The sequence below is a fragment of the Dactylosporangium sp. NPDC000521 genome, from assembly GCF_042898305.1.
Classification (GTDB): domain Bacteria; phylum Actinomycetota; class Actinomycetes; order Mycobacteriales; family Micromonosporaceae; genus Dactylosporangium.
In genome coordinates this window covers 79,671-100,501 of the sequence record NZ_JBIAYW010000030.1, presented here as the reverse complement: position 1 = coordinate 100,501, position 20,831 = coordinate 79,671, and the positions used below count along the sequence as shown (strand labels likewise).

The window sequence follows — 20,831 nt, the reverse complement described above, 5'->3', positions numbered from 1 at the left end:
CTCCCTGGTCGTGTCCCTCCCCGTCGTCATCGGCTTCACCATCCTCCAGCGCTATCTGGTCGCCGGCCTCACCGCCGGCGCCGTGAAGGGCTGAACACCCCGCCCTCTTCCAGGAGATCCGCATGTCTCTGTCCCGCCGCACCATGCTCAAGATCGGCGGTCTCGGCGCCCTCGGGACGACGCTCGCCGCCTGCGCCCCCTCCACCAACACCCCCACCCCGGCCGGCACCGAAGGCCTCAAGGACGACGGCGTCAAGGAGTTCCCCCTGACGAGCTGGTCGTTCAACGAGGCGGTCACGAAGGAACCGATCCAGGCCCAGATCGACAAGTACACGGCCGCCAACGCCGGAACGAAGATCAGCACGCCGTCGTACCCGTACAACGACTACCTCAACCAGCTGCTGCTGCAGGTGCAGGGCGGCCAGCTCACCGGCGCGGTCCAGCTCGACGTCGCCTGGCTCGCCACCCTCGCCGCCACCGGCAAGCTCCTGGACCTCAAGAGCGTCGCGACTGGCCAGGACTACGCCGCCGCCCCGCTCGCGCTCGGCCAGTCCAAGGGCGTGCAGTACGGCCTGCCGTGGACCACCGCCGGCATCGGGCTCATCAGCAACACCGAACTGCTGACGAAGGCCGGCGTCACGAGCGCCCCGAAGACGATCGCCGAGTTCGAGGCGGCGCTCACCGCCGTCAAGGGCCTCGGCGGCGGGGTGGTGCCGTGGGCCGGCATGACGAAGGTCGACCAGCTCAAGGACATCATCCCGTGGCTGTGGGAGTTCGGCTCCCCGATCGTGGAGAACAACAAGGTCGTCATCGGCGACGACCCGTCGGTCGAGGCGCTCACCTGGTACAAGAAGCTCTACGACCAGAAACTCATCGCCCCCGACGTCAACCGCGTCGACGCCCGCGCCCTCATGTCCCAGGGCAAGACCGCCTTCTACGAGGACGCCATCGGCGGCCGCGCCGCCGTCACCAAGTCCTCACCCGACAAGGACCTCGGGACGAAGATGGTCCCCGTCGCCCGGCCCGTGCTCAAGCAGGGCGACAAGCCGCGGCACCTCGCCTGGGGCCAGGTCATCGCCGTGATGAACGGTGCCGGCGCCGCCGCCGCCGCGAACTACGCCAAGACCGTCACCACCGACGCCGGGTACAACATCGACTGGTTCAAGAAGACGGGCCTGCCGCCGACCACCAACGCCGGCCTCGCCGACTCCGCCGTCAAGAACGACAAGTTCGCCACCGACTTCACCAGCCAGATCGGCGCCAACTCCAGCGCCAGCCCGTTCTGGATCTACCCGCAGTTCTCGCAGATGGAGAAGGTCCTGGCCGAAGAGGTCCAGGCCATCCTCATCGGCAAGAAGACCCCGAAGGACGCACTCATGTCCGCCCGCGACCGGATGAACGCCCTCATCAAATGAGCTTCGACGACCTGCTCCGCGGCCGCCCTCTGGTGGCGATTCTGCGAGGTGTACCGGTCGCGCGGGCCCTCGAGATCGCCCGCGCCGTGTGGGACAGCGGCCTCGGCGTGGTCGAGGTCCCGATCCAGACCCCCGAGGCGGTCGAATGCCTGCGCGCCCTCGCCGCCGAGGGGCACCCCGTCGGCGCCGGCACGGTCCGCAGCGCGGCGCAGGTCGAGACCGCCGCCGAGGCGGGCGCGGTGTTCACGGTCGCGCCGGGCCTGGACCTCGACGTGGTGCGGGCCAGCCACGCGGCCGGGCTGCCGCACCTGCCGGGCGTCGCCACTCCTTCCGAGGTCCACCACGCGCTGCAAGCGGGTTGCGAGTGGCTCAAGGCGTTCCCGGCCGGGGCGCTCGGCCCCTCCTGGCTGCGCGAGCTGCGCGGCCCGTTCCCCGAGGCGAAGTTCGTCGCCACCGGCGGCATCGGCGCCCACAACGCACCCGAATACCTGGCCGCCGGCGCCCGCGCGCTGGGGGTCGGCGGCGCCGTCACCGCCGACGGCGGCCTGCCACCGCTCCTGGAGGTCCTCCGCCGAACCTGACCCGCCCCAACGCTCACGAGACGCCACCGCGGCCTGGCCCACGCCACCAGGCACCCCCGCGCCGCAACCACGGCAAGTGCCGCTTCGCACCGCGCGTCGCATGCCCCGCTCCGCGGCGGGCGTCGCCTGCCGCGCGTCGTGGGTCGCGCCGTGCCGGCGTCTCGTGAGCCGGCCCTGAGGAAGGGATCCATGCACAGAGCCGCCCTGGTCGCCGCCACCGCCATGGCGACGGCCCTCGTCACCGTGCCCGCAACCGCCGTGCACGCCGCTCCCGCCGCCGTCACCCTGGTGCCGTACGGCATCGACAGCTCCAACCAGGCCGCCTGGTGGTCGCCGCTGGACACGTACACCCCCGGCAACGACTACGCGTATCTGGCGTTCAACGAGCCCGGCTCCACCGCCGGCACGCACCGCGTCGCCATCGCCCGCCGCGACACCGCCGGCGGCTGGACGAGGCTGCCCGTCATGAACGGCGCCGTCCAGGCCGAGTACGCCGACGACATCGGGCACAACCAGCCGTCGGTCGCGCGGGACGGCAGCGGCCGGCTCCACGTGTTCGCCAGCATGCACAACAACGCCTGGCGCTACTTCCGCTCCGACACCGTCGGCGGCGCGCCGGCCAACCACGCCGCGGACCTGCCGGACCAGGGGGTCGGCGTCACGTACCCGGTGCTGACCACCGCGCCGAACGGCGACCTGTACCTCATCGCGCGGCTCGACGGGAGCACCGCCCGCTCCGGCCGGCTGTACCGGTGGAACAACGCCGCCGCGACGTGGACCCGGGTGGCCGTCTTCGCCGAGTCCGCCAACCGCGCCGTCTACCCCGACGACCTGCAGTTCGACACCGCCGGCAACCTGCACGTCCTGTGGGAGTGGGGGCTGTACCCGGCGACCGCGTTCCGCCATCAGCTCAGCTACCTGCTGTACCGGCCCGCGACCGGCACGTTCGCCGACCACACCGGCGCCGCGGTCACCGTGCCCGTCACCACCGCCACCGCCGACGTCATCCAGCCGATCGAGGCCGGCGAGGTGTACCAGGGTAACGACGGCACCGGACCGGCCGTGCAGAGCGCCAAGCTCACGGTCGACGGCACCAGCCCGAAGGTCGCGTACCGCTACCGGAGCGCGACCGACTTCATGGTCCGCTACGCGTACGTCTCGGGCACCACCTGGGTCCGGGACACGGTGTACTCCGCCGCGCAGACCAGCGCCGCCATCGACATCACCTGGCACCCGACGGAGCAGAAGCGCGTCTACTACACCACCGCTGCCGGGGCGATGTACGTGGCGACCAAGCCCGGCACCGCGTGGACCGCCGCCGCCGTCGCGCCCGGGATCCCCGTGCAGCGCTTCGCGGTCGAACGCACCACCGCCGGCGTCGACGTCCTCTACCTCGTCGACCTCACCAACCTTCGCCTGTACTACGGGAGGAACTGATGCGCCGCCTGCTCGCAATCCTCTTGCTGGCCCCGGCCGCCGCCCTCATCCCCGCGGCCACCGCCCACGCGGATCCCACCGGCACCGGCTACACCCTCGTCTTCGAGGACCAGTTCAACGGCACCGCGGTCGACACCGCGAAGTGGAACTACCGCACCGACTCCAAGGCGTACAGCACCCAGCGCCCGCAGAACGTGTCCGTCAGCGGGGGAGCGCTGAACATCGCCCTGAGGAAGGAGACGTACGGCGGCAAGGACTACACCGGTGGCGGCGTGGTCAGCAGGCAGACGCTGCGCTACGGCTACTACGAGACCCGGGCGAAGCTCAACGACGGCGCCGGCTGGCACAGCTCGTTCTGGCTCATGGCCGGCGACGGCTCGACGACCTACCCGGCGTCGCAGCGCACCGAGATCGACGGCTTCGAGATCGACTCGATCAGCCCGACGCGGATCCATCACGGCGTGCTGACGTGGAAGGGTGGCGGCGTGTCCGCCGGGAAGTCGTACGGCACCACGTACACCAGTGGCACGACCGACTCGAGGGACTGGCACGTCTACGGCATCGACTGGTCCGAGACCAGCACGAAGTTCTACGTCGACGGCGTGCTCAAGTACACCGCGCCCTACCTGCCGACGGACTGGACGCACGACTACACGAGCATCTGGCTCACCAGCATCGCCTACGGCAGCGTCCCCGACGCGAGCAGGTTGCCGGCCGCCGTGCAGTTCGACTACGTGCGCTACTGGCAGAAGGACCACTACGTCGACGACGACGGCCCGGCCGCGTACGGCTACAGCGAGACCGGCACCTGGTCGCCGTCGACGCTGACCGGCTGGACGACCGGCTCGCCGACCCGCTACGCGGCCTGCAACTCCGGTGGGAACACCGCGACCTGGCGCCCCAACCTCCGTGCGGCGGGCACCTACAAGGTCTCCTACTACAAGGTGACGGCCGCCAACAGCGACCCTGCCGCGAGGCTCGCCGTCGCCGGCACCCAGACGACGGTCAACGGCACCTCGGGCACGTCCGGCTGGGTCGACCTGGGCACCTTCACGCTGCCGGCCGGCACCGGCACCGCGGTCACCCTGACCAGCTCGGGCACCGGCTGCGCCCGCGCCGACGCGGTCAAGTTCGTCAGGGTGTGAGCCGCCGCGCCGGTCGCTCAGCGGACCACGCCGCAGGCCCGCGAGCGACCGGCGCGGCCCGACCAGGACCAGGACCACGCCGACGCCGGCGTGGCCCAGCCGGAACCCCGCAGCGGCCGGTCCGGCCACCGCGCGGGGACTGAGCAGAGATTGTTGACTTGCGGAATACTTTCCACGCAAGTACCGTTGCAGCAGGCGACAAACCCGCTCAGCCCTGGAGGCACGAGATGCCCGCGATCACCGTCGAAAACGTCCTTGCGCTGCCCCGCGTGTCCACCCCGGACCCCGTGTCGGCGCGCCCCCGCCCGGTGGTGTCGGTGACGACGGCGCCGAAGGGTTTCGAGGGCGAGGGCTTCCCCGTCCGGCGCGCGTTCGCCGGCGTCGACCTGCGCACCCTCGACCCGTTCATCCACATGGACCAGATGGGCGAGGTCGAATACGCCCCGGGCGAGCCGAAGGGCACCCCGTGGCACCCGCACCGGGGGTTCGAGACCGTCACGTACATCATCGACGGCGAGTTCGTGCACAACGACTCGCACGGCGGTGGCGGCGTCATCCGTGACGGCGACACCCAATGGATGACAGCCGGAAGTGGCTTGCTGCACATCGAGACCCCGCCCGAGCACCTCGTCGTCAGCGGCGGTCTCTTCCACGGCTTCCAGCTGTGGGTCAACCTGCCGAAGGCCGACAAGTTCGCCGCCCCGCGCTACCAGGACATCCGCGGTGGCCAGGTGGCGCTGCTCAGCTCGCCCGACGGCGGCTCGCTGCTGCGGGTCATCGCCGGTGAGCTCGACGGCCACGCCGGCCCCGGCAACACCTACACGCCGATCACGATGATCCACGCGACGATCTCGCCCGGCGCGTCGCTGACCCTGCCGTGGCGCAAGGACTTCAACGCGCTCGCCTACACCCTCGCGGGCAAGGGCAGCGTGGGCACGAAGGGCCGGCCGGTGGAGCTGGGTCAGCTCGCGGTCTTCGGCGAGGGCGACAGCATCACCGTCACCGCCGACGCGAAGCAGGACCCGCGCCACCCCACGATGGACGTGCTGTTCCTCGGCGGAAAGCCGATCCGCGAGCCCGTCGTGGCGTATGGTCCGTTCGTCATGAACACCAAGGCCGAGGTCGTCCAGGCGTTCGAGGACTACCAGGCGGGCCGGCTCGGCACGATCCCGGCCGCGCACGCCGCCGTGCGGGGGGAGGCGTCCTAAGTGGACATCGAGGTCGTCGACGACCCGCAGCAGCACCGCTTCGAGCTGCGGGTCGACGGAGCGCACGCGGGTGCGGCCTACTACCGGCTGCACCCGGGTGAGATCGTCTTCACCCACACCGAGGTCGACCAGGCGTACGAAGGTCAGGGCCTCGGCAGCAAGCTCGCCGCCGGCGCTCTGCAGCAGACCAGGGAGCGGGGCCTGCGGGTCGTCCCGCAGTGCCCCTTCATCGCCGCATACCTGAAGCGGCACCCGGAGCTCAGCTGAGCGGCTGCAGCCCGATCGGGTTCGGGTGCCGTAGCAGCGCCGACGCCTGCACGGCGATCGGGCGCAGCAGTTCGGCACAGCGCGCCGTGGCGGTCTCCCCGAGGGCCCGCCACGGCGTCGCGGCGAGGGCGTCCGTCGTGCGTTCGACGGAGGTGTACGCCTCCCGCGCCCGACCGGTCGCCTTCCCCTCCGGGTCCAGCCATCCGCGGCCGCGCAGCCGGTCGATCGCCGCGGCCCACTCCTCGTCGGTCCAGCCGCGGGCGGGCTGGTAGAACTCCCGGCCGCCCCCGTCGAGCAGCGCGACCCGCCAGGCGTTGCATTCGGCCCCGTCCAGGCCCTCGACCAGCAGCGCCGCGTTGTGCCCGTCGCCGCGGTGCTCCCGCAGCACGGTCGCCGCCTGCCACAGCACGCCGGCCGGGTCCTCGGGCCACGGCAGCATCGCGTTGGCCGCGCCCAGCACCCGGCCGTGCAGGTCGGCCGCCTCCGCAGCCGCCCGCAACAGGCTTGCGACCTCGGTCAGGTCGCCGTCCACCTTCAGCAGGACCCGCCGCGACCCTTCCAGCCGCGCGGCGAGGGCCGCCTCCGGCGTGATCCGCGTCCACACGTCCGGCAGCGCCCGGGTGACCATCCGGGGCGCGAACCCGTAGAACGCCGCGATCACCGGCCCGGCCGGCACCGCGCCGAGCGGGGCGCCGCGGCCGGCGAAGTACCCCCGCCAGAACCCGCGCAGGCCCGCCTCCTCGAACGCGCCCAGCGCGTCCGCGGCGAAGTAGGTGACCGCGTGGACCGGCTCGAACAGGCTCCACATGCGACGTTCGGTCGACAACTCTGTCATGGACCTGACGGTATACGCGGACTCCCCCCGGAGGGCCAGGGACTTTTTCACAATGAGGGGAACCATTCCCGGCATGGCTGTGACGTCGTTCACCGGGGTGAGGTGTACGGAACCGTTTCGTACCCGCGCCGCACGGGAGTAGGGTTCCGATACGAAACGGTTCCGTACACCTGCGATCCAGGACTTGCGGAACCCGGCCCTCGCAGCTTAGGAAGTGGTCATGTCTCCCGCGCCGAAGCCCGACCGCCGTGAAGCGATCTGCGAAGCGGTCTTCGAGCTGCTCGGCGAGGTCGGATACGACCGCATGTCGATGGATGCCGTGGCGGCGCGGGCGCGCGCCAGCAAGGCGACCATCTACCGGGGCTGGCCCAACAAGCCCGACCTGGTGATGGACGCCTTCGAGCACCGGTTCGGCGGCTCGTACGAGCCGCAGGACACCGGGACGCTGCGCGGTGACCTGATGGCGTTGCTCACGGCGGCGTGCGAGGTGGCGAACAGTCCCGACGGCGACGTCATGACCGGTCTGCTGACCGCGGCCACCCGGAACCCGGAGCTGGCCGAGACGTTCCGCCGCTGTGTCTACGAGGCGAAGCGCTCCGCGTACGAGACCATCGTGCGACGCGCGGTGGACCGTGGCGAGCTGCCCGCCGGCACCACCTCCGACCTGCTGCAAGAAATCCTGCACGCACTGGTGCTCAACCGGACCATGTGGCACGAGGGGCCGCTCGACGAGGCCTTCGCCACGCGGGTCGTCGACCGGGTGCTGCTGCCCGTCCTGCGCCAGCCCGCCTGACCGTATTCCTGCCTGAATTCCTGCCTGCTGAAGGCCCACCCGCGAGCCGGGTGCGGTCGCGATCAACCATGCCTTGGGAGGCACAAGCTCATGTCGAACCAATCGGGGGACACGACCGTCGCGGCGACGGCCGGCCCCAGACGCACGGCCGCTGAGGCCACGGCCGACCCCAGACGCTGGCTCGCCCTGTCGGTCATCGCCGTCGCGCAGCTCATGGTGGTCCTCGACGCCACCGTCGTGAACATCGCCCTGCCGTCGGCGCAGGAGGCCCTGCACATCTCCACCGCCGACCGTCAGTGGATCGTCACCGCGTACACCTTGGCCTTCGGCGGACTGCTCCTCCTCGGCGGCCGGATCGCCGACTTCTTCGGCCGCCGCCGGACCTTCCTCGTCGGCCTCCTCGGCTTCGCCGGCGCCTCGGCGCTCGGTGGCGCCGCGGTCAACGCCGAGACGCTCTACGCCGCCCGCGGCCTGCAGGGTGCCTTCGGCGCGCTGCTCGCCCCGGCCGCCCTGTCGCTGATCACGGTCACCTTCACCGAGGCGAAGGAGCGGGCCAAGGCGTTCGGCGTCTTCGGCGCGATCTCCGGCGGCGGCGCCGCCATCGGCCTCATCTCCGGCGGCCTGCTCACCCAGTACGCGAACTGGCGCTGGACCCTGCTGGTCAACATCCCGATCGCGATCGTCGCCTTCGTCGCGGCCCTGCCGGTGGTGCGGGAGAGCAAGGCCACCGGCGACACGAAGTACGACATCCCCGGAGCGGTCCTCGCCACCGTCGGCCAGGTCGCGCTCGTGTACGGCTTCACGAAGGCCGCGACCGACGGCTGGAGCTCCGGCGTGACCATCGGCTGGCTCGCCGCCGCCGGCGTCCTGCTCGCCGCGTTCGTCGTCTGGGAGGCGCGCGCGAAGCACCCGCTGCTGCCGCTGCGCGTCCTGTGGGACCGCAACCGCGGCACCTCGTTCGTCGTGTCGGTCCTCGTCGGCGCGGGCATGCTCGGCATGTTCCTGTTCATGACGTTCTACCTGCAGCAGACGATGGGCTACTCGGCCCTCAAGAGCGGCGTCGCCTACCTGCCGTTCTCGGCCGGCATCATCGTCGCGGCCACCCTCGCGGCGCGCTTCCTGCCCCGCGTCGGCCCGCGCGTGATCATGGCGGTCGGCGGCGTCCTCGCCACCGCGGCCATGATCTGGCTGACCCGTCTCGACCTGCACTCCGACTACGTGGTGGACATCCTGCCCGCGTTCATCGCGATGAGCGTCGGCATGGGCCTCGTCTTCGTCCCACTGAGCAGCGTCGCCCTCACCGGCGTCGCCAACCACGACGCCGGCGTGGCGAGCGCCCTGGTCAACACCACCCAGCAGGTCGGCGGCTCCCTCGGGACCGCGCTGCTCAACACCATCTTCACCACGGCCGTCACCGGCTACCTGACCACCCACGGCGCGGAGCCGCTCCAGCAGGCCGAGGCGGCGATCCACGGGTACAACGTGGCCTTCACCGCCAGCGCCGTCCTGCTCGGCGTCGCCGCCCTGCTGGTGATCCTGTTCATCCGGCGCACCCCGGCCGACGCCAGCAGCACCACCGACCAGGAGCAGGTGCCGGTCCTGGTGCATTGACGCCTCATGTACGACAAGCCAGAACCGTAGCCGACCCGACGCTCGGGCCCTCGCACCGTCACCGGTCGCGGGGGCCTGCGCGGTCCGGCTCCCCGGCGCTCAGCCGGGCGGGGCGGTGCTCTCGCGGACGATCAGGTCGGCCGGGATGAGAATCTGCTCGGCGGTCGGGAAGGTGCCGGCACGGGTCTCGGTGATCGAGCGGGTGAGCGCGGCGGCGGCCGCCCGGCCCTTCGCGAGGACGTCCTGGCGGACGGTGGTCAGCCCCGGCCGCATCCGGGCGGCGAGGGGGCTGTCGTCGAACCCGACCACCGACAGGTCCTCGGGCACCCGCAGGCCCAGGTCGTGCGCGGCCTGGACGACGCCCTGGGCGATCGCGTCGGAGAAGCAGAGGATCGCGGTGGGGCGCGGGTCCTGCGCGAGGAGGACCTTGGCGCCGTCGTAGCCGTCCTCGGGCTGACCATGCGCGAGCCGCACCACCGGCGGGGTGATGCCGGCCGGGGTCAGCGCGTCGAGCCAGCCGAGGATGCGTTGCTGCGCCACGTACCCGTCGACGACCGCGGCATCCTCGCCGACCGCGGGGCCCGGGATGACGGAGCCGGCGGGCAGCAGGCCGTGGGCGCCGCGCACGCCGCTGGTGACGAAGGCGACGCGGCGGTGGCCGAGGTCGACGAGGTGCTGGGCGGCGGCGCGGGCACCGGGGCGGTCGGCGACGTTGACGCACGGGATGCCGTCGGCGGGCACCTGGTCGATGAAGACGAGCGGGATCCTGCGCCGGATGAGCCAGTCCACGGCCGTGGACGCCGGGTCGCACGAGTAGACCATCGCGCCGTCCATGGCGACGTCCCTGGCGGGCACCACGTCCTCGCGGGCGGCGGCGGTCAGCAGCGTCAGGGCCAGGCCCGTCGGGGCCAGCTCCTCCGCGATCGCGCCGAGGAACGTGGTGGCCACCTCGTCGTTGAACGCGTACCGCAACGACTCGGTCAGCAGCACGCCGACGGCGCCGGTCGTTCCGCGGGCCAGGGCGCGGGCCGCGGGGTCGGGCCCCACGTAGCCGAGCTCCGAGGCGACCGCCAGGATCTTGTCCCGGAGGGTGGGGGAGAGCTGGTCAGGCCGGGAGAAGGCATTGGAGACGGTCATCCGGCTCACACCGACCTGGTCGGCGATCGTCTGCAAGGTGACCCTCGCCATGCGCACCTCCCGGCTGTCGTCGCACTGCCCCCGTCAGGGGTCCCGCCGACGATATCCTGCCTCAGCTCGCGGGTCTGCACGCGGCAGCCGGGGCGACCGCGCCGGCGGCCCGGTCCTCAGTTCGCGGGGCCGCCCGCAGCAGCGGGGCGGCCTGCCTCAGCTCGTTGGGCTGCGCGCGGCGACCGCGTCATCCTGCCTCAGCTCGCGTGGCCGCATGCTGCGGCGGGGCGACCGCGTCGGCGGCCCGGTCCTCAGTTCGCGGGGCTGCATGCTGCGGCCGGGGCGGCCTGCTTCAGTTCGCTGGGCTGCGCGCGGCGGCTGGGGCGACCGCGTCATCCTGCCTCAGCTCCGCGTGGCCGCACGCCGCGGCGGCGGGCGACCGCGTCGGCGGCCCGGTCCTCAGTTCGCGGGGCTGCATGCTGCGGCCGGGGCGACCGCGTCGGCGGCCCGGTGCAGGGTCGCCGCGAGCGCCGCGCGGACCCGGCGTGACCTGGCGGCGCGGCCACCGATGAGCGGGGCGGCGGGCGCGACCACGGGCGCCTGGGGCAGCGCGCTGCGGACCTCCCGGGCCATCGCGTTCTGGGACTCGATCATCGCGAACGGGAACATGGCCGACCTCCTCGAACCTGGCCTGCCGGTACTGTACCGGTCCAGTGCCTTGACCGGTACAGTACTGCGATGCACTGTACCGGTCAAGCGGATTCGGGCGGTCGGAGGCAGCGACGCACGTCACTTGCGGCGCGGGGTCGTCCTCCGGGAGGAGGGCTTGCGCTTCACGCTCGCCGCCGACCGCCGGTGGAACAGCCACGCGGCGAGGCCGGTGAGCGCCACGACGCCCAGCACGTACCAGACCCAGGTGTACGACGTCCGCGGCGCCGGCGCCGGAGGTGGTGCCGCCGCGGCCGGGGGTGGCGCGCAGACGATGTCCTGCGGCACGCCGTCGGAAGCCACGTGCAGCACGCCCTGGCAGCGGCCGATCGCCGGCGTGCCCATCTCGGCCACGACCGTCCAGTCGCCCGCGGCGAGCGTGCCGGCGAACGTGAGCGCGTCACCGTTGCGGCGCAGGCCGGCGGGGCCCTCACGGCGCCCGTCGGCGGTCGTGGCCAGCAGCGTGATGCCGACGGCCTCGGTGACCGGGTGGCCGTCCTGCCAGGTCGCCGTCACCCACACCGAGCCGCGGCCGTCGCCGTGCAGGGTGAGGATGACGCCGTCATGGGCGGCGGCCGGCGTCGCGGTGCCGAGCACCGTGCCGAGGGCGAGGGTCAGGGCCGCCGCCACGCAGGCCGCGGCCCGGCGCCACAAGGGCGCCGGGCCGCGATCGGTTGAGGACCGGTTCACGTGCGCTGCGGGATCCAGCTCTGGTACTTGGCGCCGCTCGGCTTCTGCAGGACGAGCAGCCGGCTGCCGAAGTACTGGTTGTTGCTGACGCCGACGACCAGGCCGCTCGCGGACTGCACCGAGATGCCGAACTCCGTCTTGGTGATCGTCCACTGCAAGGCCTTCGCACAGTCGCCCTGGACCAGGGTCGCACCGGCGACGTCCTTGTCACCCGTGGTGGTGATGCAGGCGTTCGTCGCCTTCGAGCGGACCACGAACTTGCCGCCGGCCACCTGCTCCAGCTTCCACTGCTGGTTCGCCCCGCCGTGCTGGCGGTAGATGATGATCGGCGTGCCGGCCGCGCTGCGGGCGCCGAACACGTCGGCCACCCCGCCGGTCAGGCTGTTGCCGAACACCATCCAGGCGCCGGCCGTCGGCGCCGGAGCCGCCGTGGTGTGGACCTTCACGGTCGTCGTCCACGGGGTCAGGGTGCCGTTCTGCGCGAGCGAAATCCCGATCTGGTAGTCGGTGTCGGGGCGCATGCCGACGATCCGGACGTTGGTCGAGCCGACCTGGCCGATGGAGCGTCCATTGAGGACGACCGCGTAGCGGCTGCCGGCCGCGGCCGCGTCCCAGGACAGCCGCACCGAGTTGGCGGTGGTGTCACTGACCCGCAGCTCCTTGAGTCCCGTCGGCGGCTTCGTCGGCGTCGGCGACGCCGTCTTCGTGGGCGTCGGCGAGACCGACTTCGACGGCGAAGGCGTCGGCGACACGGTCTTCGACGGCGAAGGCGTCGGCGACGCCGTCTTCGTCGGGGTGGGGGACGCCGTCGGCGACGGCGGCGGCGGGGTGGTGCCGCCGGGGCCCGCGATCAGGAACTGGTTGTTGGCCACGTTCCAGTTGTTCGCGAGGTAGCTGCCCGGGCTCGGGTTGGTGTTGTAGTAGTCGTCGTGGTTGCAGTCCATCCGGTTCTCACCGGCCTTGTCGGTGCAACCGGTCCGGACCGACGTCTTCAGGCCACCCGAGTCGTTGTAGCACATGATGTCGTACTCATCGAGGCAGTGCCCGGCCTTGCTGGAGTTCGGCGCGTTGTTGTTCACGGCGCCGAGGTTGTGCCCCAGCTCGTGCGCGGCGACGCTCGCCGTCCAGCAGCCGGAGTCGCTGCGGCCGTAGCCGGGGCCGCCGTTGCTGCGGTTGTTCACGCCCGGCTGGGTGTCGCCGTTGAAGGTGCCGATGCCACAGTAGACCTTCGACTCGCCGAAGATCATGTACTTGCGGTCGGTCCGGTTGTACCCGAGGGCCTTGAGCCCCTGGATCGTCGCGTCGAACGTGGCGAGGCCGCCCGCGGGCAGCTCGACCTCGCGCACGTCGACCTTGCAGTCGGCGGTCGTCACGAAGCGGACGTGCCGCTCGCCGCCGGTCTCCTTGGCGCTGGTGTTGTAGATCGCGTCGACGCCGGCGCTCCAGGTGCGGAAGCTCTCCAGGTACTGGTTGAACCGGCTCGCCGTGTTGGCGTCGCGCACGTACAGCACCTGCACGCGCTTGCCGGCCACGCCGTCGCCGTCGCACGCCACGCCGGAGGCGCCGATCGTGTAGCCCAGCGCGGTGTCGGCGCCGGCCTCCGGTACCAGAGCGAAACCGCCATCGGAGGAGACTGAGCCGTCCTCGGCGGTGACCGTCTGTTCCAGCGGGGCGGCCGCCGTGTCCGTCTCGGGGACGACCTGCGTGGGTCCGGCAGCGGTGATCGGGGCGATCGTGCCCCGGACGGTCAGGCCGGACGGCGGGACGTCAGGGCCGTGGCTGCACTGGCCGCGCTCGGTGAGCTGGTACCCGCCGACGCACGGCTGGCCCTTCTTCGCCGGCGTCAGACCCGCGTACACCAGGCCGAGCTCGGGGTTGTCGGCCGGCACGCGACTGATCGCGGCCGGCCCCTTCTCGTTGAACAGGTCGTCGATCGCACCTGGTCCGGCGATCGCCGCACCCGTGCCGACCACCGCGACCGCCACGGTCACAGCCACGCGGCGCAAGACTCGAGACACGCTCGGTTCCTCCGGAGGGGAAAGGGGCGCGCGGCGGGGACGGGCACAGGGCAGAGGTACCCGTCCCCGCCGCGCGCGGGACGGCCGGCCTTCGGGGTGGCAAGGCGGGTGAGTGCCGGTCCGTCCACGTGGGAACGGGCTGACCATAGCGATCCGTCAACGTGCCGTTCCAGCCCAAACGACCCAATTAAGGGACTCATAACCGAGACTTGTGGCAGTCCTGCGTTGCCGCTTTGCCAGGTGGCGTTTCACGTCCCGCGGGCTCGGCGGCCGCTGAACAGGCAGGCATCCTTCCTGTTCAGCGGCGGTGCTCACGGCGGGTGCGCGCCCGCTCCCTCTGCGTCCCCCGCACGATCCGGAAGAGTTCGTGTCGTCGGAGCAACACAAGGTCTTCCGGATCGTCTGTCTTCCGGATCGTCTCGCGTGGGAGGCAGGGGTGGGTTCAGGCGGGCTTGCCGCGGCGGCGGCGTTCGTTCGGCTCCCTGGAGAGGCGGCCGACGAGGCCGAACCGGCTCTGCGGCGGCTGCTCCTTCGGGGCCGGGTCGGCGTCGGCCATGACGATGACGACGCTGGCGCCGCCGAGCGTGGCGGACGTGCCGATGTTGACGGTGCCGTTGCCCTCGATCGCGACCCGCCGCACGATGTCCAGGCCCAGCCCGGTCGACCCCTGGCCGCTCTCGCCGCGCTGCAGCGCCAGCTCCGGGTCGGGGATGCCGGGGCCGCCGTCCTCCACCCGCAGCACGACGTAGCCGTCGTCGCGCCGGGTGACCGCGACCTCGAAGGGCACGCCCTGGGGGGTGTACCGGATGACGTTGCCGATCAGCGCGTCCAGCGCGGCGGCGAGCTCGCTCTTCGCGACGTGGACCGGCGCCGGCCCCTCGGTGCCGATCGCCTTGCAGTCGCGCTCCTGGTCACCGGCGACCGCCGACCAGAACATCATCCGGTCCCGGACGACCTCGGCGACGTCGCAGCCCTGCTCGCCGGTCGACGCGGCGGCGCCGTCGCTGCGCTCGCCGCGGTCGGGGGTGGGGGAGTGCGCGTCGATCGGCTCCCGCATCGCGCGGATGAGCTTGTCGATCTCGACCTCGAGCGCGGCGATCGCGTCGCGGATCCGCTCGGCGTCCTGGCCGTCGTCGAGGGTCTCGGCGTCCAGCCGCAGTGCGGTCAGCGGCGTGCGCAGCCGGTGCGACAGGTCCGCGACCAGCTCGCGCTCGTTGGTCAGCAGCGCCATGATGCGGTCGGCCATCACGTTGAGCGCGAAGCTCGCCTCGGCCAGCTCCCGCGGCCCCGACGGGTCGAGGCGCACGTCGAGGTACCCCTCGCTCAGCGCCCCCGCGGCGCCGGCGAGCTGGCGGGCCGACGCGGTGACCTTCGCGGCGAGGCGGTCGCCGACCCAGACGGAGGCGATGACCAGCCCCAGCGCGACGGCGGTCAGCGCCCACCAGGCGCCGCTCACCCCGTTGGACAGCTCATCCTCCGGGATGAAGACCTCCACAACCGCCGTGCGGCCCGACCCGACGTCCACCGGCTCCAGGTAGGACACGCCGCCGGTGACGTCCGCCGTGACCGGGGCCGCCTGGTCGGCGGCGTGCGCGAGGTCCTTCGGGGCGGCGTGCCCGCTGCCGATCTCGAGGCCTTCCTCGCCCAGGTTGTGCACCGAGACGCGGCTGACCGCCGGGCCACCCGTGCTAGCGATGGCCCGCTCGATCGCCAGGGGGTCGGTGGTCACGGTGAGGACCGCCACGACCACGGCGGTCTGGCGTTCGGCGTCGGCGAAGGCACGCTCGCGGGCGAGCTGCTGCACGACCAGCCCGAGGGGGATCAGGAACGCCAGGGCCACCATCGTGGTGACCGCGACGCAGACGTAGGCGAGGGTCCGCCTCAGTCCGGGGCCGCGAACCTGAAGCCCACGCCCCGCACGGTGTGCAGGTATCTGGGCGCCGAGGCGCTCTCGCCAAGTTTCCGGCGTAGCCAGTACAGATGCACGTCGATCGTCTGGTCCTCGCCCACTGAGGGTTGCCGCCATACCTCCTCCAACAGCTCACGGCGTGAGACCACCCGTCCGGGACGGGCGGCGAGGTACGCCAGCAGGTCGAACTCTTTGCGGGTCAGCGTCAGCGGCTCGCCGTGCAAGTGTGCCTGCCGCTGTCCGATGTCGACGCGCAAGCCCCCCACTTCGATGGCGGTGGGTTCCTCGCGGCTCGCCCGGCCGGTGCGGCGCAGCACGGAGGTCATCCGGGCGTCGAGGTGGGCGGAGGTGAACGGTTTGATCATGTAGTCGTCGGCGCCGGCCTTGAGCAGCCGCACGATCTCCGCCTCGTCGTCGCGGGCGGTGGCGATGATGATCGGCGTGTCGGCGATGCCGCGCAGCATCCGCAGCGCGTCGGCGCCGTCGAGGTCGGGCAGCCCGAGGTCGAGCACCACCAGGTCCGGCGTCTCGGCGGCGAACCGCCGCAGCGCCTCCAGCGCGGTGCCGACCGCGTGCACCGTATGACCCCGGTCGGTCAATGAGCGCAACAGGGCGCCCCGCACGACATGGTCGTCCTCAACCAGCAGCACCGTGGCCATGCGAAGAACATACGTCCTGGCGCAAGTGGCAGCTTTCGCGGTCGATGGACGAATCCGACATGTCCGGGTTTTTCGGGGGTGGTCATCCTCCGTTCGCCGGGACTTCCGTTCGTACGGGTACCGGCGGGTAGCCGTGTGCCGTACAACTGCCGGGCATGACGGTCGATGCATTGACGCGCCGCGCCCTGCTGGTCACCGGCGGCGCCACCGCGGTCGCCGGCGGCGCCACCGCGGTCGCCGGCGGCGCCACCGCGGTCGCCGTGATCACGGCCGCCGGCGCGCACGCCGCGACCCCCGGTCTTTCTGCGCGGCGTGGCTCCGGTCTTTCTGCACGGCGTGGCTCCGGTTTTTCTGCACGGCGTGGCTCCGGCGACCCGCTGCCTGGCGGCGCCCTGCTCTGGGCCAGGTGACACCCACGCCGTCGGCCACCCCCGGCTCGGGTGCCGGACCGCCGGTCGCGGTGACCTGGCAGATCGCCGCCGGCCCCGGGTTCGCCGGCGTGGTCGCCGAGGGCACCGTCACTACCGGATCCGAGCGCGACCACACCGTCAAGGTCGACGCCCGCGGCCTGGCCCCCGCGACGACCTACCACTACCGCTTCGGCGCCGCCGGTCTCTGGTCGCCGGCCGGCCGCACCCGGACCTCGCCCGCCGCCGACGCCGATCTCGCTCTGCTGCGCTTCGGGGCCGGCTCCTGCGGCAACTGGGAGACCGGCTACTTCGCGTCAGCCTGGCCGACCACCGCGTCCGGCACGCGCGGTACGGGACCGACCCCGACGCACAGGCCTTTGGTGGCGTGTCACGGCTGGTCGTCCAGTAGCCGCCCGATCACCTGCAACGCCTGTTCGACGTCCGGCTCGCCGTCGGCGATCGCGTCCGCGTAGAGGAAGCTCTCGCCGATGCGGACCAGGACGAAGGCCAGGGTCCGCGCGTCCATCCTGGGGATGAAGGCGCCGGCCGCGATCTCCTCCTGGATGAGGCCCTCCAGGTGCGCGCGGACCCCCGGCTGGACGACACCGTGCTTCGACGTGAGGATGCGCAGCGCCGCCTCCGGCTCCGCGTCGAGGAAGTGCCGCAGGCTCGGCTGCTCGATGACGCCGGCGAGGAAGTTGCCGATCACCGCGACGATCCGGTCGGCGCCGCGGCGGCCCTCGGCGTGCTTCACGGCCCGCTGCAGGCTGCGCTGGGTGAGCTGCCACAGCACCGCGCCGAGCAACTGGTCGCGGCCGCCGGCGCGCCGGTACAGCGTGGCGCGGCCCATGCCCAGCTCGGCCGCGAGCGAGCGCATGTCGACCCGGCGCTGCTCCAGGAACCGCCGCATGGCCGCGTCGAAGATCTCGTCGGGCGGCATGCCAGGCAGGTTACACGCCTTGAGACAGATCCTGAACTGTCTCAGTGGCGGCCTGGGCGGTCAGGTCGGACGGGTCGGTGTTCGCCCCGCAGAGCACCACCGCCACCCGCCCCGCGTCATCGAGCTGCCCGAGCCCCGCGTAGGCGGCGGCCGCGCCGAGCTCGACCACGATCCGGTGCTCCGCCCACAGACGCCCGCGAGCGCGGACGATCGCCTCGTCGTCCACGAGCACGCTCCGCACCCCGTGACGGACGGCCGAGGCGAGCGCGATCGTCCCCACGCGCCGCGCACCGAGCGAGTCGGCGGCGACGCTGTCCACGGCTACGTCCACGGGACGACCCGCGGCGAGGGCCGCGTGCAAGGTCGGTGCGCCGGCCGGCTCGACGGCGACGACCCGCACCCGGTCGCCGATCGCCGCCGCGATGCCACCGACGAGCCCCCCGCCGCCGGTGGCGACCAGGACGGTGTCCACCTCGGGCAGCTCGAGCGCGAGTGTGCCCTGCCCGGCGACGATCTCCGGCTGGTCGTACGCGTGCACGAACAGCGCCCCGGTCTCCGCCACCCGGATCGTCGAGGCCGCGTAGGCCTCCGCGTACTCCCGCCCGTGCTGGTGCACGACGGCGCCGAGCTGCCGCAGCTTGCGGACCTTCACCGCCGGCGCGACCGCCGGCACGAACACCTCCGCCGGGATGCCGAGCCGCGCCGCCGCGAACGCCACCGCCAGCCCCGCGTTGCCGCCCGACGCCGCGACGACTCCCGCCGCTGGCAGCTCGCCCGCCTCCCGGGCGGCGAGGATCCGGTTGAACGCGCCGCGCGCCTTGAACGAGCCGCTGTGCTGCAGGAGCTCCAGCTTGAACCAGAGCCCGGGCGCCACCTCGACCGACGGGGTGCGCCGCACGTGCCCGTCGATCCGCCGCGCCGCCGCCTCGACCGCATCCCTGTCGACCATGCGCCCACCCTACGTCCGGGCCGCCCGCCTCCCACGGCGCGTCCGGCGGTTCGTGTCGGTGCTGACACCAGTCTCAGCGCGGCGTCCGGGTCGCCGGGGCGGGTACCGCATGGCGGGCCGGCTGCGGGTCAGGGGATGGCGGCCGGCCGCGGGTCAGAGGGTGGCGGGCCGGTCGCGGGTCAGAGGGTGGCGGGCCGGCCGCCGCGGCCCTCCCCGGCGGCGAACCTGGCGGCGCCGCCGGTGGCACCCGCGTGGAGCGAGGCGACGCCGAGGCGGTGCTCGATCGCGAGGGCGTCGTCGAGGGGCCGGCCCAGCGACTCGTACACCGAACGGCGGTCGTTGCGCAGGCACTCCTGCGGCAGGCCGGCGAGCGTCGCGGCCAGGGCCTCCGCCGCGTGCCTGGCCTCGCCGGGCGGCACGACGCGGTCCGCGAGGCCGATGCGGTGCGCCTCCGCCGCGTCGACGGGCCGGCCGGTCAGGATCAGGTCGAGCGCGCGGCCGACCCCGATCAGCTGCGGCAGCCGGACGGTCCCGCCGTCGATCAGCGGTACGCCCCAGCGCCTGCAGTACACGCCGAACGTCGCGGTCTCCTCGACGACCCGCAGGTCGCACCAGATCGCCAGCTCCAGCCCGCCCGCGACGGCGTGCCCGGCGACCGCCGCGATCACGGGCTTGCCCAGGCGCATCCGGGTCGGGCCGAGCGGGCCGTCGCCGTCGGGCTCGACGCGGTTGCCCGCGCCCGCTGCGACCGCCTTCAGGTCGGCGCCGGAGCAGAACGTGCCGCCGGCGCCCCACAGCACGGCGACCGCCGCGGTGTCGTCGGCGTCGAACTCGCGGAACGCCGCCGCGAGCCGCGCCGCCGTGTCCCGGTCGACGGCGTTGCGGGTCTCCGGCCGGTCGAGCACGACCGTCCACACGGACCCGGACCGTTCGATGCGCACACTCATACCGGCCAGTGTCGCCGGAAGGGCGACGGCCGCGCCCGCACCCCGTTCCCGGGTCGGACACGGCCGTGCAAGGTCCGTGCGGTGAGCACACTCAGCGGCGCCGCCGGCGGTAGTTCCCGTAGCGGGTGTGCCAGGTGCCCGCGCCGGCGAGGTGCAGGGCGACGCACAGGAACCCGGCCAGGCTCAGGGTCCCCACGTCGAGCACCGGCCCGGCGTCGGCCCCGAACAGGTCCATCAGCAGCGCGACAGCGAACAGGATCGCGGCGATCACAGCGAACACAACGGCCTCCTTCGTAGTGGTCGCTGAGTACCCAACGGCCGCAAAACCTAATCGACGCCGTCGATGCCGAGCAGGTCGGCGCGGGTGGGACCAGCCTGACCCGTCCCGGCCTGATCCGCGTGACCCGGCCGCGGTCCGGCGACGTTCGTGAGGTCGGGTGCTGACGCGGGGCGCGGGGCTAGTCGATGCCGTCGATGCCGAGCAGGTCGGCGAGGGCGGTCCGGCCGTCGGGCGTGACCCGCACGGCCCGTCCCGACCCGATCCGCGCGACCCAGCCGCGGGCCAGGAACCGCTCGCACAGTCGCGCCCCGGCGACCCCGGCGAGGTGCGGGCGCCGCTCCGTCCAGTCGAGGCAGGCGCGGGCCACCGGCCGCTTCCCGCCGTCGAGCCGCAGGCCCTGGCCGGCCATCCAGCGCAGGCCCGCCTCCGTCAGCGCGAACCCTCCCGCCTGGTCCAGCAGCCCTCGCACCGTCAGCGCGTCCGTGACCGCGACGCCGAGCCGCCCGGCGAGGTGGTCGTAGCAGGTCCGTCCCCGCGCGAGGGCCGCCGACGCCGTCACCGCGCGCAGCCCCGCGGGCCGCGTCACGTCCGGTGCCAGCCGCGCCGACATGTCCTCCAGCAGCGCGGCGACGGAGGCGTCGGCGAGCCGGACGTACCGGTGCCGCCCCTGCCGCTCCTCGGTCAGCAGCCCGCCGGCCGTCAGCCGGTGCAGGTGCTCGGTCGCCGTGGACCGCGCGACCCCGGCGTGCCGGGCCAGCTCGCCGGCGGTCCACGCCCGGCCGTCGAGCAGCGCCAGGCACATCGCGGCCCGGGTCTCGTCGGCGAGGAGTGCGGCGAGCTGCGCGAGCGAGGACGGTGCCGTCATACCGCCCATTGTCCGCGCCGGTCAGTTCGTCCCGGG

22 protein-coding genes are annotated in these 20,831 nt (G+C 72.9%); 10 read left to right on the top strand and 12 right to left on the bottom strand.

What is annotated here, in order from left to right:
* Positions 1–122: 122 nt before the first annotated feature.
* The 6 genes from ACFY3L_RS49075 to ACFY3L_RS49050 all read left to right on the top strand — a co-directional run bounded on the left by ACFY3L_RS49075 (position 123) and on the right by ACFY3L_RS49050 (position 6,053).
* Positions 123–1,415, top strand: coding sequence for an ABC transporter substrate-binding protein (locus ACFY3L_RS49075; protein ID WP_389340884.1), 1,293 nt, complete (start codon positions 123–125; stop codon positions 1,413–1,415).
* Positions 1,412–1,996 (top strand): bifunctional 4-hydroxy-2-oxoglutarate aldolase/2-dehydro-3-deoxy-phosphogluconate aldolase, encoded by a 585-nt coding sequence (locus ACFY3L_RS49070; RefSeq protein WP_389340881.1) that lies wholly within the window; start codon positions 1,412–1,414, stop codon positions 1,994–1,996. Before ACFY3L_RS49075 ends, ACFY3L_RS49070 begins: the two co-directional genes overlap by 4 nt.
* 189 nt (positions 1,997–2,185) lie before the next feature.
* A complete protein-coding gene (locus ACFY3L_RS49065; protein WP_389340878.1) occupies positions 2,186–3,433 on the top strand; it encodes a BNR-4 repeat-containing protein in 1,248 nt (415 codons plus the stop codon).
* The gene (locus ACFY3L_RS49060; protein WP_389340875.1) at positions 3,433–4,578 is read left to right on the top strand and encodes a family 16 glycosylhydrolase; all 1,146 of its coding nucleotides are present in this window, start codon (positions 3,433–3,435) and stop codon (positions 4,576–4,578) included. The genes ACFY3L_RS49065 and ACFY3L_RS49060 overlap by 1 nt, the downstream gene beginning before the upstream one ends.
* A gap of 227 nt (positions 4,579–4,805) precedes the next feature.
* Complete coding sequence (locus tag ACFY3L_RS49055; RefSeq protein WP_389340872.1) at positions 4,806–5,786, top strand: pirin family protein; 981 nt, start codon at positions 4,806–4,808, stop codon at positions 5,784–5,786.
* On the top strand, positions 5,787–6,053 hold the full coding sequence (locus ACFY3L_RS49050) for a GNAT family N-acetyltransferase (protein WP_389340869.1): 267 nt from the start codon (positions 5,787–5,789) through the stop codon (positions 6,051–6,053).
* On the opposite strand, the gene ACFY3L_RS49045 is transcribed toward ACFY3L_RS49050, so the two are convergent.
* Entirely contained in the window at positions 6,046–6,861 is an 816-nt protein-coding gene (locus ACFY3L_RS49045) for a hypothetical protein (protein ID WP_389340908.1), read from the bottom strand. The genes ACFY3L_RS49050 and ACFY3L_RS49045 overlap by 8 nt on opposite strands.
* A 247-nt stretch (positions 6,862–7,108) precedes the next feature.
* Between ACFY3L_RS49045 and ACFY3L_RS49040 the strand changes: the two genes are divergently transcribed.
* Positions 7,109–7,681, top strand: coding sequence for a TetR/AcrR family transcriptional regulator (locus ACFY3L_RS49040; protein WP_389340866.1), 573 nt, complete (start codon positions 7,109–7,111; stop codon positions 7,679–7,681).
* Between the two features lie 90 nt (positions 7,682–7,771).
* Entirely contained in the window at positions 7,772–9,292 is a 1,521-nt protein-coding gene (locus ACFY3L_RS49035; RefSeq protein WP_389340863.1) for an MFS transporter, read from the top strand.
* A gap of 99 nt (positions 9,293–9,391) precedes the next feature.
* On the opposite strand, the gene ACFY3L_RS49030 is transcribed toward ACFY3L_RS49035, so the two are convergent.
* From ACFY3L_RS49030 to ACFY3L_RS49005, 6 genes are all read right to left on the bottom strand, one after another.
* A complete protein-coding gene (locus ACFY3L_RS49030) occupies positions 9,392–10,480 on the bottom strand; it encodes a LacI family DNA-binding transcriptional regulator (protein WP_389340860.1) in 1,089 nt (362 codons plus the stop codon).
* Between the two features lie 399 nt (positions 10,481–10,879).
* On the bottom strand, positions 10,880–11,089 hold the full coding sequence (locus ACFY3L_RS49025) for a hypothetical protein (protein WP_389340857.1): 210 nt from the start codon (positions 11,087–11,089) through the stop codon (positions 10,880–10,882).
* A 120-nt stretch (positions 11,090–11,209) separates the two neighbouring features.
* Positions 11,210–11,818 carry a hypothetical protein gene (locus tag ACFY3L_RS49020; protein ID WP_389340854.1) on the bottom strand — a complete coding sequence of 203 codons (609 nt, stop codon included), beginning with the start codon at positions 11,816–11,818 and terminating at the stop codon, positions 11,210–11,212.
* Positions 11,815–13,815 (bottom strand): RICIN domain-containing protein, encoded by a 2,001-nt coding sequence (locus ACFY3L_RS49015; protein WP_389340851.1) that lies wholly within the window; start codon positions 13,813–13,815, stop codon positions 11,815–11,817. Before ACFY3L_RS49015 ends, ACFY3L_RS49020 begins: the two co-directional genes overlap by 4 nt.
* A 463-nt stretch (positions 13,816–14,278) precedes the next feature.
* Complete coding sequence (locus ACFY3L_RS49010) at positions 14,279–15,679, bottom strand: ATP-binding protein (protein ID WP_389340848.1); 1,401 nt, start codon at positions 15,677–15,679, stop codon at positions 14,279–14,281.
* A gap of 38 nt (positions 15,680–15,717) precedes the next feature.
* Positions 15,718–16,404, bottom strand: a complete 687-nt coding sequence (locus tag ACFY3L_RS49005) for a response regulator transcription factor (protein ID WP_033363396.1) — start codon at positions 16,402–16,404, stop codon at positions 15,718–15,720.
* Between the two features lie 155 nt (positions 16,405–16,559).
* Here ACFY3L_RS49005 and ACFY3L_RS49000 point away from each other — a divergent pair, with 155 nt between their 5' ends.
* Both ACFY3L_RS49000 and ACFY3L_RS48995 read left to right on the top strand, forming a co-directional pair.
* Complete coding sequence (locus tag ACFY3L_RS49000) at positions 16,560–16,814, top strand: hypothetical protein (RefSeq protein ID WP_389340846.1); 255 nt, start codon at positions 16,560–16,562, stop codon at positions 16,812–16,814.
* On the top strand, positions 16,811–17,287 hold the full coding sequence (locus ACFY3L_RS48995) for a PhoD-like phosphatase N-terminal domain-containing protein (protein WP_389340843.1): 477 nt from the start codon (positions 16,811–16,813) through the stop codon (positions 17,285–17,287). The genes ACFY3L_RS49000 and ACFY3L_RS48995 overlap by 4 nt, the downstream gene beginning before the upstream one ends.
* Here the strand turns inward: ACFY3L_RS48995 and ACFY3L_RS48990 are convergent.
* The 5 genes from ACFY3L_RS48990 to ACFY3L_RS48970 form a co-directional block, all read right to left on the bottom strand.
* Positions 17,203–17,754 (bottom strand): QsdR family transcriptional regulator, encoded by a 552-nt coding sequence (locus ACFY3L_RS48990; RefSeq protein WP_389340840.1) that lies wholly within the window; start codon positions 17,752–17,754, stop codon positions 17,203–17,205. The genes ACFY3L_RS48995 and ACFY3L_RS48990 overlap by 85 nt on opposite strands.
* A gap of 10 nt (positions 17,755–17,764) precedes the next feature.
* A complete protein-coding gene (locus tag ACFY3L_RS48985) occupies positions 17,765–18,703 on the bottom strand; it encodes a serine/threonine dehydratase (RefSeq protein ID WP_389340837.1) in 939 nt (312 codons plus the stop codon).
* A 179-nt stretch (positions 18,704–18,882) separates the two neighbouring features.
* Positions 18,883–19,650 carry a crotonase/enoyl-CoA hydratase family protein gene (locus tag ACFY3L_RS48980; protein ID WP_389340834.1) on the bottom strand — a complete coding sequence of 256 codons (768 nt, stop codon included), beginning with the start codon at positions 19,648–19,650 and terminating at the stop codon, positions 18,883–18,885.
* A 91-nt stretch (positions 19,651–19,741) separates the two neighbouring features.
* Positions 19,742–19,930 carry a hypothetical protein gene (locus tag ACFY3L_RS48975; RefSeq protein WP_389340831.1) on the bottom strand — a complete coding sequence of 63 codons (189 nt, stop codon included), beginning with the start codon at positions 19,928–19,930 and terminating at the stop codon, positions 19,742–19,744.
* 178 nt (positions 19,931–20,108) lie between these two features.
* Positions 20,109–20,804, bottom strand: a complete 696-nt coding sequence (locus ACFY3L_RS48970) for an ArsR/SmtB family transcription factor (protein WP_389340828.1) — start codon at positions 20,802–20,804, stop codon at positions 20,109–20,111.
* Positions 20,805–20,831: the final 27 nt, after the last annotated feature.